We start from the raw sequence: 12,839 nt of genomic DNA, 5'->3' as shown, positions 1-12,839 counted from the left end.
TTACCTCCTTTCCTCGCAATGACTTTCATGCATCTCTGGGGTTTGGAGAGCCCAGAGCCGGCGGTAGTCTTCATTTTCCGCCAGCAGTTTTTCATGGGTAGATGTGGTGACTTTTCCATCCTTCCCTATCCACAGGACCTGACTGGTTTTAGGGAAGGTGCGGAGACGGTGGGAAATGAGTAGGATAATGGAATCCCGGCACAGGGCATGGATGCGGTCAAAGAGCTGGTCTTCCGTTTCCCTGTCTACCGATGCGAAGGGGTCATCCAGAATAATGAGGGGGCGGCGGTGGTAGAGAAGGCGGGCAATCATGACCCGGGCCTGCTGGCCTCCGGAAAGACGGAGCCCTCCTTCGCCTATCACTGTTTTGACGCCCTGGGGAAAGGCGGCGGCCTCTTCGGCAAGGCAGGCGCCCCACAGCGCTTCGTCCAGATTTCCTTTTTTCCCAAGCCCTATATTCTCTTCCAGGGAGGCATTGAAGAGCTCCATGGAATGGCCCATATAGCCTATGAGAGACAGGGGGGATATGTCCCGGCCCAGCTCCTTTTTGCCCCAGGTAATCGACCCTTCATGGGGAGATTCCATGAGGAAAAGGCGGCCCAGAGTGGACTTGCCGGAGGCGGTGCCTCCGGTAATGCCTATGATGTCTGAGGGAGCGGCGGAAAAGGTGCAGTCCTGAATGACAGCATGGCTGGCGCCGGGATAGGTAAAGGATACATGGCTCACGGTAAGGCGGTCCGGCTTTGCCGGCGGCAGGGCCGTCTCCGAAAGAGGCGTCAGAAAATCACGGATGCGGTGCCAGGAAACGTCTGCTTTCTGCAGGGCATTGAACAGGTGGGCCGCATGGGAGGATTTCACCGCCAGCCTGGTAAAGCAGGCAAGGTATGCGGCAAAGGCGGCAATGTTCCAGTCTTCCCAGCCCTGGCCCATCACATTTTTCCCGCCCAGCCAGAGAATGAGGAGGGAACCGGTCATGGCAATGACCCGGTAGAGCGGTTCCATGCTGTTTTCCCAAAGACCCTGGCGGATCCGCCGCTTTTCATAATCGGTGAGCAGGCGAAGGTAGCGCCTATCGGCTGTTTCTTCTTCTCCATAGAGACGGTAGGTCAGGGCATGGCGCAGCCGGTCCATGGTGCCCCGGGCCAGGCGCTCCGCTGATTCCTTTGCCCGGCGGCCGGCGCTGGTGACCGGTTTCTTCAGCCTGTCTGCCAGAAGGTAGGCGGCCGGAGGGAAAAGAAGCACCAGAAAGGTGAGGCGCCAGTCGTAATAGAAGAGGAAGGCACTGTAAGATAGAAGGGCTACGCCGGTATCGAAGAGTTCCGTCGTGAATTTCCGCATGCCTTCGGCGCAGGCTTCCACGTCGGAAATGACCCGGGTCATCCAGCGGGCGCCCTGGCCCTCAAGGTCCTGCCGATTTTCCTGAAGAAGCCTGGTATAGATCGTTTCCTTCATGGACAGTATGGTGTTGTTGGCAAAACGGCGCACATAGAGGCGCTTCACATACCGCATGGCCTGTACGAAAAGGACGGTGAAAAAGTAGGAAAGGGCAAGGAATACCAGGGAAGAAGGCTGGCGGGTCCCTTCCAAAATGTCTGCCAGGTACTGAGATATGTGCCCTTCAAACCAGGGCACTGCCACAAGGCCCAGATTGTAGAGGATGCCGCTTAGCGCCGTAATGGTCAGTATTTTTTTCTCCTTTAGAAAATAGTAGGATACCCTGGCGGTTTCTCTTTTTCCTGCCATGGCTCACACCTCCTTTCCCTGTCTTTTCTTTATTATAGAATAAGGCGGACGGCAGGAAGATAAAGAAATATTAAAAAGCGGCACCAGGGCAATTATGTCAACACATTGTTAACTATTAGAAATAACAGGATTGACAGATTTGATTGTTTATTTTATACTTAATCACAAGGTAACAATTTGAAACGCAGGTGCTCCGATTGTGAAAGGAAGTTTTCATTATGGACAGTGCTTGTGCAGAAATTATCAAATTGGCTGAAAAAGTCATGGATGGCGGTGAGATTACAGAAGAAGAAGCAAAGAAATTAATCCGTACCAAAGATGAGGATACTATGCTGCTCCTGGCTATGGCGGATAAAATCCGCCAGAAATTCAATGGCAATGCAGTGGATTTCTGTGCCATTATCAATGCCAGAAGCGGCCACTGTCAGGAGAACTGCAAGTTCTGCGCCCAGTCGGGCTGGTACCATACCGGTGCCAAAGTATACCGGCTCCTTCCGGAAGATGAAATTCTGGAAGCGGCGAAGAAAGCCAAGGCAGCCGGCGCTGTCCGTTTCTCCCTGGTCACCAGCGGACGAAACCAGGACAATCCCAATGAGTTTGAGGAAATCATCGATATTGTGAAGAAAATTCGTGAGCAGGTGGGCATCGAAGTGTGCTGCTCCCTGGGACTCATTACCAAAGAGCAGGCCATCCGCCTGAAGGAAGCAGGCATCACGAGAATCCACTGCAACATCGAAACGGCACCTTCCTATTTCCCGGAAGTGTGCTCCACCCACAGCATGGAAGACAAGGAAGTCATCATCCGCACCGCCCAGGAGGCGGGCATCCGGGTATGCTCCGGCGGCATCATCGGCCTGGGCGAATCCCTGGACCAGCGGGTGGAAATGGCCTTCAAACTGAAGTCCATGCACATCGATTCCATTCCCATGAATATTCTGAATCCGGTGAAAGGCACGCCTTTCTATACGAACCGCCGCCTGCCACCGCTGGAAGTGCTCCGCACCTTCGCCATGTTCCGCTTCGTCCTGCCGAAGGCGCTCATCCGCACCGCCGGCGGCCGGGAAGTGAACCTCCGGAGCCTGCAGGCCTATGCTTTGACCGGCGGCCTGAACGGCATTATGGTGGGAGGCTACCTCACCACCGGCGGACGGGATCCGAAGGAGGATATCCGGATGACCGAAGACCTGGGACGCTCCATGACCCAGCCTCAGCTTTGATTTCATATACAATTTCATACAGATAGAAATATTCCGCACCATTGTGAAACACGAATATTTCTATTACGCACATACACGTAAGGTTTCATCAAGGCAATACCCTGTCCCTTGACGGCAGGTGATTTTATAAAAGGAGTGGTTTGCAATGGAAAGCAGCTGTGAACAGATTTTGAAGTGGACTGAAAAAGTTTTGAATGGCGGAGAACTGACCGAAGAAGAGGCCAGAGCCCTCATCCGCACCAGGGACGAAGATACCATGCTTCTTCTGGCCTGCGCTGATAAGATCCGTCAGAAATTTTCCGGCCGGAGCGTAGACCTCTGCGCCATTATCAACGCCAGGAGCGGTTCCTGCCAGGAAGACTGCAAATTCTGTGCCCAGTCTGCTCGTTACAATACAGGTGTAAAAACCTATAAATTCCTTCCGGAAAATGAGGTCATTGAAGCGGCTAAAAGAGCGAAAAAAGCCGGAGCTGCCCGTTTCGATATTGTTACTGCAGGCCGTGACCAGAGAAATCCGAAGGACTTTGCGGAAATTCTCGACTTAATCCGTCGTATCCGCAAGGAAGTAGGCATCGAAGTATGCTGCTCCCTCGGATTCCTCACCCAGGAACAGGCTTACCAGCTGAAAGAAGCCGGTATCAGCCGCCTGCACTGCAATATCGAGTCAGCTCCTTCCTTCTTCAAGGAAGTGTGCACCACCCATACAGCGGAGGAAAAGGCGGAGAACGTAGCCCGTGCCCAGAAAGCAGGCATCCGCGTCTGCTGCGGCGGCATCATCGGTCTTGGCGAATCCCTGGACCAGCGGGTGGAAATGGCATTCCATCTGAAGGAAATGCACATTGACGCCGTGCCGCTGAACGTACTGAATCCTATCCCCGGTACCCCCTTTGAGCACAACAAGCGCCTTTCTCCCCTTGAAATCCTCCGCTCTTTTGCTATGTTCCGCTTCGTCCTCCCCAAGGCCCAGATCCGTACCGCCGGCGGACGGCAGATCAATCTCCGGAGCCTGCAGTCCATGGCTCTGGCCGGCGGCATGAACGGTGTCATGATCGGCAATTACCTTACCAGTAAAGGATCCGATCCTCAGGACGATATCGCTATGCTCCATGACCTGGGCCGCACCCAGACCGCTCCGAATCTGAATTAATTAGTGTACTAGTGGGCTGGTGAGCTGGTGTACTAGTGTACTAGTGGGCTGGTGGAACGGCTGTCCGCTGCCCCCCTTCCCGCCTCCCACCGGTCATTCTGAGCGCAGCGAAGAATCTCGGTAAGAATAGTAAGTGAGGGGGAATCGGTAAATACCAGTCGGCGGGAAGATATCAGATAATCAGATGGCAGACATCACATGGGATGTCTGCCCGAAGGTTGACGCGTCCTTACGGGCGCGAGGGTTGAGGCAGCCATCGCGCCTTATGGCCCTGGGCTGCCAGGGTTCTGTCCGGGGCCGGCTGACGCCTCCCGGACAGTTTGAGGGCCCCGCCCAGGGAAGTTATAAAGTACCACTGCGTTGGCGAGGTGGGCGCCTCTCGGCGCCATTTTATTGCCGCCTTCGGCGGCATATATACTCATGCGCCCCCCTAAAGGGGAAACGACTCACTACATTTTGCGCGTCGCTAGCGCTCCTTCATCCACTGCTGTCACTGACTCACTGGATTTTCAGGTCGCTGATGCTCCCTTACAAATCCAGTTCGCTAGTGCAAAATGTGTTCGCTGTGCACCGAAGGGCGCCACCACAACCCTCAGCCCTGCAAGGGCTGTCAAACTTAAGAACCCTCCGGCCCCAAGGCCGGTCCATCTTAAGAACCTTTTTCCACAACCCTTCTATACAACCCGCCGCAGCGGTCTCCTGATAACCTGAAAGAAGTGAAACATAGCCATATGGATGAAAACGTAAAATTTATTGAAGACTGTATGAACAAAATCCTTGGAGGCACCGATATTACCAGGGAGGAAGCAGGGAAGCTCAATGAAGCGGGAAAGAAGGAGCCCCTCTTCCTGATGGCGGCAGCCGACAAGATTCGAAAAACCTTCTGCGGAGACAAAATGCGTTTCTGCAGCGACGTGAATGCCAGAAGCGGACGGTGCACGGAAAACTGCAGATTCTGCGCCCAGTCCGGCTGGTACCACACCGGCGTGAAGGAATATCCTTTACGGAGCCCGGAAGACCTGCTTCACGAAGCGAAGCAGGCAGAAGCCTACGGCGCGGAAAGGTTCGGCATCGTCACCAGCGGACGGGGCCAGAGTGACCCTGTGCAGTTTGCTTCCATTGTGAAGGCAGTCAAGCTCATTTCCCAGCAGACGAAACTGTCCGTGTGCTGCTCCCTGGGCCTTTTGACCGATGATCAGCTCCGGCAGCTGAAGGAAGCCGGATGCCAGCGGATTCACTGCAACCTGGAAACGGCGAAACGGTATTTCCCCAATATCTGCACCACCCATACCTATGAGGAAAAGGAAGACCATATCCGCCGCATCCAGAAGGCAGGACTGGAAGTCTGCTCCGGCGGCATTATGGGCCTGGGGGAAACAGAAGATGACCGCCTGGACATGGCCTTTGCCCTGCGAAGCCACCATGTCACCAGCGTGCCTCTCAACATTTTCAGCCCCATTCCCGGTACGCCTTTCGGCAAAAATAAACCGCCCAAGCCGGTGGATGTGCTCCGCATGTTTGCCCTGTACCGGTTCATTCTGCCCCATGTAATCATGCGGGTGTGCGCTGGAAGGGAAACGGCCCTCCGGGACCTGCAGGCCTTTGCCCTGGCCGCAGGCCTGAACGGCGCCATGATCGGCGGCTACCTCACCATTGCCGGCAGACCGCCGGAAAAGGATAAGCAGATGGCTGTGGATATGGGAAGAACCCTTTGATATCCGGCAGTAAAGGGGCTGTGAAAAAATGGGAATCATTTCTTCACAGCCCTTTTTTCTATGACATTTTTCTGACGGCAAGCTGCCCACCCTCATGGTCATCTCGAGCGGAGGGACGCGCCGGTATGGGTGGTCAAGGCTTGGGGCACTCATGAAACGCGGAGCCGAGAGATTTCCTGACGCCAAGGCTCTCTGCACTATGGGGGAGCGAGATTTCACTGCTCCGCTCCGCTTTCGCCCAAATGACGGGTGAGGGGAAACGTTCTTGCCATTTGTCTCCTTTTGAAATGGATGTATGCTGCCCGCTGCTATCGTCATCTCGAGCGGAGGGATGCGCCGGTATGGGCGGTCAAGACCTGGGGCACCCATGAAACGCGGAGCCGAGAGATCTTCGGCCGCCATGCTTTCTGCACCATTGCAAAGTGAGATTTCTCTGCTCCTCTTTCGTCGAAATGACAGGGTGCGGAGCGGTATCTGTGTCGTTGATCGTATGGAATTTAAAGATTTCCTCCTTTGATAATGGAGGCAGAAGCAGGGAAGCCCTTGCATTTTTCGGGTCAATCCTCTACAATGAGACTATAAAACTTATGTAAGGTATATATTTGATAATTGAATGCCGCAGACTGAAAAGGGGTCTGTGGTTTCTTTTTTACCCGGAGAAGAATTCCCGTGAAAAGGGAAGGCCCGGGAGAAGGAGGAGTTATGATTCAAAAACAGGCGGCAATGTGCGCCATTCTGCTGACTGTGTCATCTGCGTTCTGCGGTACTGCTTTTGCTGCACCGTTGCAGGGGACGGAAAAGGCGGCTGTTTCTGCAGAAAGCGCCCTTCATGTGGACAGCAGCCGGTGGAACTATGATAAGGATAATGATATTTACTACCAGATCGGTCTGGTGTACTGTAAAAATCCGGCGGCTTCGGAGTATGAATCCCTGTCGGTCTATGTGCCGGGGGCCTATATGAAAGGCACGCCGAACGCCGATGGCACCTATACCTGCCAGATCAGCGACAAAGGGAAGGTGGGAGAGTATACTGCCCGCACGGCGCCGGTAATCATGCCGGTGAATACTGGCGGATATGCCGCCCAGAAGGCGCCGTCTTCCTATGCGCCGAAGGGGCTCAATACGTACCTGTCCCAGGGATTTGTGTATGTATTTGCCGGCTGCCGGGGCAGGGATAACGGCACCAATCCCGACGGCACTACCTTTGACGGCGGCGCTCCCTGGGGCGTGACAGACCTGAAGGCAGCGGTGAGGTACCTGCGCTACAATGATTCCTTCCTGCCCGGCAATAAGGATCGCATCTTTACCTTCGGCCACAGCGGCGGCGGCGCCCAGAGCGCCCTCATGGGGGCTACCGGTGACAGCGTGCTCTACCGGCCCTACCTGGATTCTATCGGCGCCCTGATGAAAGATGATCAGGGAAGAGAGTTAAGCGATGCCATTGACGGTGCCATGGCCTGGTGCCCCATTACCAACTTGACCCAGGCAGACCTTTCCTATGAATGGATGATGGGCCAGTTCAGCACGGAAGGCACCCGGGCCTACGGCACCTGGACCCGGTCCCTGTCCCGCGATATGGCCCGGGCCTATGCGGATTCCCTGAACGCCATGGGCCTCACTGATGAAAAGGGACAAAAGCTCATCCTTTCCCCTTCGTCAAAGGGAATTTATATGGCCGGCTCCTATTATGATTACATGAAGAAAACCATCGAAACATCGCTGAACCATTTCCTGTCTGATACCACCTTCCCCCTGACCACCGGACAGAATGATTTCATGGTGGACGGCGCCTTCCCGGGACAGAGCAGCCGGGATGTGACACCGCTGCCCATGAGTCCGAACGGGCTCCCTCTGCAAATGCCGAAAGAGGAACTCCATACCTATAACAGTGCTAAAGAGTACATTGATGCCCTGAATGGAGAGGATCCCTGGATTTCCTATGATGAAAAGACAAATACCGCCTCCATTTCCTCCATCGAAGCCTTTGTGGTCCATATGAAACAGGCTTCCAAAGCGGTGGGAGCCTTCGATGACCTGCAGAAGGCACAGGCGGAAAACCGGCTCTTTGGCAACGGAAAGGACAATGCCCTCCATTTCGACGGGCAGATGACCTTCCTCATGGAAAAGAGAAAGGATACCTACAAAAACTATAGTGATTACGATGACAGTATCCGCAGGGCCTATGAAGGAGACATGAACAATGAAGATGCCCTCCATACCCCGTCCCTGGCGCGGCAGCTCATGTATGATCCCATGACCTTTGTGCTGGTGCCGGAAGGGGAGAAAAAACCGTCTACTCTGGCCCGGCACTGGCGCATCCACACCGGCATTTCCCAGGGAGATACATCCCTGAATACGGAAATGAATCTGGCCCTGGCGCTGAAAGGACGCAGTGATGTGGATGATGTGGACTTTGCCACCGTATGGAACAAGAAACATACCCTGGCGGAACGCACCGGATCCAGCATTGACAATTTCATTGCCTGGGTGAAGAAATCCACCGAAGCGGAAGACCAGAAAAAATAAAACCATAGAAAAACGACTGCCCGGGATAAGCCCGGAGGCAGTCGTTTTTCTATAATTCTTCAGGGAAATCCCTATTTCAGAAGATTCATGAAAATCATGAGAATGGAAGCGTTCAGGAAATCTACGACGAAAGCGCCGATTAAGGGAATGACGAAGTACGCGGTGTGGGCAGGACCGAACCGTTCGCACATGGCATTCATGTTGGCGATAGCATTAGGCGTGGCGCCCATGCCGAAGCCGCAGGTACCGGAAGCCATGACGGCGGCTTCATAATTTCCACCCATAACCCGGAAAATGACGAAGTAAGCGAAGAGGGCCATCACCACTGTCTGGATAAGAAGGGTGATGATGAGCGGCACTGCCAGGTCCGCCAGCTGCCAGAGCTTCAAGCTCATGAGGGCGCAGGAAATAAAAATATTGAGGCACATGCCGCCAAGGACTTCGCTTTCCTTCTGGTAAATGCCGTAGAGACCGGTGCCTTCTGCTATGTTCCGGATCACCGCTGCCACAATCATGGCGCCGATGTAGCCCGGGAACACCAGGCCGATATCGATGAAAAACTGGCTCACATAGGTACCGATGCCCATGGCCAGAAGGAGCTGGCCGAAGGCGTACATGAAATTGTCCATGTTGAGGTAATTGGCAGCAGCGTCTTCATCATTCTCTGTTTCCGGATGGGGACCCATTTTGCCGCCGGGCAGGGAAGCATCAATGACCTTTCCTTCCGAAGAGGTGAGACGGAAACGGCGGATCAGGAGTTCACCGATCGGGCCGCCGATAAAGGAACCGGCCACCAGGCCGAAGGTGGCGGCAGCAAAGGCAATGGTGGTGGCATCGGAAAGTCCCATGCTTTCCAGCACCGGGCCGAAGGAACCGGAGGTGCCGTGGCCGCCGACCAGGGGAATGGAGCCGTCGGCCAGCCCCATGAGGGGATTTTCACCGAAAAAGCGGGAAAGGGAAATGCCGATGAGGTTCTGCATGACAATGAGGATGCCTACCAGCAGGGCCATTTTAATGACCAGAAGGCCCCCCTTTCGGATAAGGTGCACGCTGGCCATGTAGCCGATACTGGTGAAGAAAAGCATCATACACCAGTTCTGCATCACCGTGTCCTGGGTATAGGTCCAGATGCCTCTGGTGTATAAAATACAGTTCAGAATCGAAAAGATGGTGCCGCCGATGACCGGCGCCGGAATGCAGTATTTCCGAAGCAGCTTGATTTTCGTCTTCAGAAAGCCGCCCAGAAAAAAGACAGCCACCGCAGCTGCCAGGGTCTGGTACATGTTTAAATTGATTTCCATAGTCAATCTCCCATTTTTTAATTACAGATTAAAGTATAAAGGAACAGGACCCCGGGGTCAAGAAATATGGGGAATCCGTATGGAAGGGACAGTTTTTGTTATGCATGGAAATGGCAGGCCCTTTCATAGGTGCTTTTCGATTTCAAACAGAGGGCCTCATGAATTCCAGCCCGGAGCCCCTTTTTAAACCACCCTCTCTACGGGACAGGAAGAAATTTCACAGGCTATGACGGCCCGGGCAAACCATGTATAATAGAATCAAATCATGAACAGGAAAGGAGTCTGCCATGTTTGATTTTCTTGATATAGGCACCCTGATTTACCGAGTGCCGGCCCTTCTCATCGCCCTGTCCTTCCACGAGTATGCCCATGCCGCTGTTTCTGACGCCCTGGGAGATCCCACACCTTCCCTGGACGGACGGCTCACCATCAACCCCCTGGCCCATCTGGATGTGCTGGGCACCATCCTTTTGGTGCTCTGCGGCTTCGGCTGGGCCAAACCGGTGATGATTAATCCAAGGTATTACAAGGATTACCGGAGCGGCGTATTGAAAGTGTCCTTTGCCGGCCCCGGCATGAATCTGTTCCTGGGCTTTCTTTCCATCCTGCTTTCTGCCATTCTGCTCAAGCTGGGCATGCTCAGCCGGGAAAGCGCCCTCTTTCTGAACTGGATGATGATGTACAATGTGTGGTTTGCCTTTTTCAATCTCATTCCCGTGCCGCCGCTGGACGGCTCCAAAATCCTCTCCATGTTCCTGCCGGGAGAACTGTCCTTCAAATACGAAAATTTCAACGCCCAGTACGGCTTCGTCCTTCTGATGGTGGTGGTTTTCAGCGGCCTCATCAACCGCATCATCAATCCCCTGGCCAACCTTTTCATCTCCCTTGCAAGCTATGTGGTGTACCTGGTGTTTTAGACAGCGTACCTGTGGGCTGGTGGGAGTGAGGCGGCTGTCGGCTGTCGGCTGTCCGATGGCGGCGGGGACTGTATTCTCGAAGGTTGACACGCCTTATGGACAAGCCCCTATGGGGCTTGAGGGTTGACGGCCCGCTGGGCCGAAGGTTCTTAAGGGGCTTAAGTTTGACGCGCCTTTGGCGCGAGGGTTGTGGTAGGGCGCCTCTAAATTATAGAAGGCGCCCTCTTATGAAAAACCTTCACAACTGCCCTGGCGGGCGTCGGAAAACAGGCCAACCGCCCTGGTGGGCGAAGGAGATTCCCCTTTTGGTGGCTAACGCCACCACCTTTGCCCCTCTTCGAGGTGGCACAATAACCCGTGCTTACTGTAGAGCCGCTTACGAAGTGAGGCTTCGAGGTGTTTTATTCTGCCCCTGTGCACATCCTGCATAGGATGTGCAAGTCGGTCAAAGTAGGCCCTTAGCCTGCCCATAAAAGGGCCTTCCTTTCGATTGACCGACCGAACTGCGGGGGAAGTCCGGCGAAGCCGGATAGGGGGAGGCGAGCGCAGCGAGCCAATCAGCAGAATGCTTATCATACCATATGACATAGAAAGCCAATCCCGTAACGCTCTCGTTTCCCCTTGAGGGGAAGTCCCGCGTAGCGGGAAAGGGTGTACGAGGTAAGCGGAGAGAATAGATACTCTATGCTGACGTGACCGCCGCAGGCGGCTTATAAAACTCATCGCCCAAAGGGCGATACCACCACCCTCGGCCCGAAGGGCCGTCAAACTTAAGAACCCTCCGGCCATAAGGCCGGTCAATCCTGAGAACCTTTTCCTCTGAACCCTCTGAACCCTCTGAACCTTCTGAACCTTTCTCTTCACAACCCTTCTACACAACCTGCCGCCGTCAGGCGGCCACAACCTTCGGCCCGGAGGGCCGTTAACCTTTATCTATGAACCCGGGCCGCCAAGCGGCCCCTTTTTCCAAAGTGAGGCATTTCCATGTCTGTTACCTGGATGATTTTTGAAATATTGGGCACCATTGCCTTTGCCTTTTCCGGCGCCATTGTAGGTCTTTACCGGCGCATGGACATATTCGGCATTACGGTGCTGGCAGTGATGACCGGCGTAGGCGGCGGCATGATCCGGGACGTGCTTTGCGGCATCATTCCGCCGTCGGCGCTGACCCATCCCATGAGTCTTCTGGTTTCCATCGGCACGGCCCTGGCGGTGAGCCTCTTTTATCCCTTTTTCCGCATTCCTAAAAAGGGCAGGGTGATTATTTCCTTTCTCTACCATCTGTCTGATACCATCGGTCTTTCCGCCTTTACGGTAACCGGTGTGCTCACTGCTTTCTATGCCTGGCCGTCCTATGAATATGTGCTTCCCACCATGCTGGGGCTTATCACCGCCGTAGGAGGCGGGGTGATCCGGGATATGATGGCCCGCCGCATGCCGGTGGTGCTTTACATGGACGTCTATGCCATTGCCTCGGTGGCTGGCGGGCTTCTCATGTGCATTCTTCACGGTGTCCTGCCGCTGTCTCTCGTGTCCTGGACTGCCTTCGGGGCGGTGCTGCTTCTCCGGGTGGCTGCCATCCACTACGGCTGGCAGCTTTACCATCCCCACCGGCGGCTGGGGAAAAGAAATGATGATGGAAAAGGGGCTGGAAAATGAAGGATAAGGAAGAAGGCTTGTCCTTTATTTTTACGGAATGAGGATTTGCAGCAGATGAAGAAGGCGGCGAACTGACCAATTCCATGAAACCATGGAAGCAGCGATTTGAGGAAGACCGCTGGCAGGCCCTTTATGATCTGGGGTTCCAGGAAAAGGAAGAGGGCAGCCCTTCCTTTGTCTTCCTGTGGCGCCTTGCTTCTTCCTTTGCTCATGTGCTTCTGACGTCGCCGCTCTTTCCTTTTCTGAAGGAAGAGACGGAGATTTCTCTGCCGGAAGAGGAGCTAACAAAGCTCATGTATGCGATTCCCGGCGGACCGGGCGCGGAATGGGTAAATGAAAACTGGCTTACGTACTCAAAAATTCCTCTTGACAAAATCCAGATCCGGCGTTATGCTTTCTACAAGCTTCTGAAAGTAATATAGATAAGCGATGAACGAGAAAAAGGTTGCTTTTGATCTTGCAGAGAGCCGGTGGGAGATGAAAACCGGTAGACGAGGGCATACTGTTAGTCACTCGAGAGCTTTTCTGCCGAATATAGTAAGCAGGAACGTCCATTCACGTTACGAATATGGAACCGCAAGTATAATGTAGGGTGGTACCGCGAAACAATTCGC

General features: G+C 54.2%; 9 protein-coding genes and 1 other annotated feature (1 of these 10 cut by a window edge). Of the genes, 7 read left to right on the top strand and 2 right to left on the bottom strand.

What is annotated here, in order from left to right; genetic code table 11:
* Complete coding sequence (locus NW747_RS02550; RefSeq protein WP_273187882.1) at positions 1-1,743, bottom strand: ABC transporter ATP-binding protein; 1,743 nt, start codon at positions 1,741-1,743, stop codon at positions 1-3.
* A 218-nt stretch (positions 1,744-1,961) separates the two neighbouring features.
* On the opposite strand from NW747_RS02550, the gene bioB (NW747_RS02545) reads away from it, so the two are divergent.
* The 4 genes from bioB (NW747_RS02545) (at position 1,962) to NW747_RS02530 (ending at position 8,348) form a co-directional block, all read left to right on the top strand.
* A complete protein-coding gene (gene bioB / locus NW747_RS02545; RefSeq protein ID WP_008859716.1) occupies positions 1,962-2,960 on the top strand; it encodes a biotin synthase BioB in 999 nt (332 codons plus the stop codon).
* Positions 2,961-3,105: 145 nt separating this feature from the next.
* Complete coding sequence (bioB, locus tag NW747_RS02540) at positions 3,106-4,107, top strand: biotin synthase BioB (RefSeq protein ID WP_273187881.1); 1,002 nt, start codon at positions 3,106-3,108, stop codon at positions 4,105-4,107.
* Positions 4,108-4,838: 731 nt separating this feature from the next.
* The gene (gene bioB / locus NW747_RS02535) at positions 4,839-5,822 is read left to right on the top strand and encodes a biotin synthase BioB (protein WP_273187880.1); all 984 of its coding nucleotides are present in this window, start codon (positions 4,839-4,841) and stop codon (positions 5,820-5,822) included.
* A 702-nt stretch (positions 5,823-6,524) separates the two neighbouring features.
* On the top strand, positions 6,525-8,348 hold the full coding sequence (locus NW747_RS02530; RefSeq protein WP_273187879.1) for a subtype A tannase: 1,824 nt from the start codon (positions 6,525-6,527) through the stop codon (positions 8,346-8,348).
* Between the two features lie 71 nt (positions 8,349-8,419).
* Here the strand turns inward: NW747_RS02530 and gltS are convergent, their stop codons facing one another.
* On the bottom strand, positions 8,420-9,649 hold the full coding sequence (gene gltS / locus NW747_RS02525) for a sodium/glutamate symporter (RefSeq protein WP_273187878.1): 1,230 nt from the start codon (positions 9,647-9,649) through the stop codon (positions 8,420-8,422).
* 287 nt (positions 9,650-9,936) lie between these two features.
* Between gltS and NW747_RS02520 the strand changes: the two genes are divergently transcribed.
* From NW747_RS02520 to NW747_RS02510, 3 genes are all read left to right on the top strand, one after another.
* Positions 9,937-10,566, top strand: a complete 630-nt coding sequence (locus NW747_RS02520) for a site-2 protease family protein (RefSeq protein WP_273187877.1) — start codon at positions 9,937-9,939, stop codon at positions 10,564-10,566.
* A gap of 984 nt (positions 10,567-11,550) precedes the next feature.
* Positions 11,551-12,225, top strand: a complete 675-nt coding sequence (locus NW747_RS02515) for a trimeric intracellular cation channel family protein (RefSeq protein ID WP_273097416.1) — start codon at positions 11,551-11,553, stop codon at positions 12,223-12,225.
* An 83-nt stretch (positions 12,226-12,308) separates the two neighbouring features.
* Positions 12,309-12,647, top strand: a complete 339-nt coding sequence (locus tag NW747_RS02510) for a hypothetical protein (RefSeq protein WP_273187876.1) — start codon at positions 12,309-12,311, stop codon at positions 12,645-12,647.
* Positions 12,646-12,839: a binding site (T-box leader), on the top strand (it continues 7 nt past the right edge of the window). It overlaps the preceding gene by 2 nt.

This window comes from Dialister succinatiphilus (assembly GCF_928721695.1).
Lineage (GTDB): Bacteria > Bacillota > Negativicutes > Veillonellales > Dialisteraceae > Dialister > Dialister succinatiphilus.
Note: the sequence above shows the minus strand (reverse complement) of the source record. Positions and strands in the feature narration are given on the sequence as shown.

Bases quoted from the DNA above. Each gene is read 5' to 3' on its own strand.
- NW747_RS02550 (WP_273187882.1), bottom strand. From the start codon at position 1,743: ATGGCAGGAAAAAGAGAAACCGCCAGGGTATCCTACTATTTTCTAAAG.
- bioB (WP_008859716.1), top strand. From the start codon at position 1,962: ATGGACAGTGCTTGTGCAGAAATTATCAAATTGGCTGAAAAAGTCATG.
- bioB (WP_273187881.1), top strand. From the start codon at position 3,106: ATGGAAAGCAGCTGTGAACAGATTTTGAAGTGGACTGAAAAAGTTTTG.
- bioB (WP_273187880.1), top strand. From the start codon at position 4,839: ATGGATGAAAACGTAAAATTTATTGAAGACTGTATGAACAAAATCCTT.
- NW747_RS02530 (WP_273187879.1), top strand. From the start codon at position 6,525: ATGATTCAAAAACAGGCGGCAATGTGCGCCATTCTGCTGACTGTGTCA.
- gltS (WP_273187878.1), bottom strand. From the start codon at position 9,649: ATGGAAATCAATTTAAACATGTACCAGACCCTGGCAGCTGCGGTGGCT.
- NW747_RS02520 (WP_273187877.1), top strand. From the start codon at position 9,937: ATGTTTGATTTTCTTGATATAGGCACCCTGATTTACCGAGTGCCGGCC.
- NW747_RS02515 (WP_273097416.1), top strand. From the start codon at position 11,551: ATGTCTGTTACCTGGATGATTTTTGAAATATTGGGCACCATTGCCTTT.
- NW747_RS02510 (WP_273187876.1), top strand. From the start codon at position 12,309: ATGAAACCATGGAAGCAGCGATTTGAGGAAGACCGCTGGCAGGCCCTT.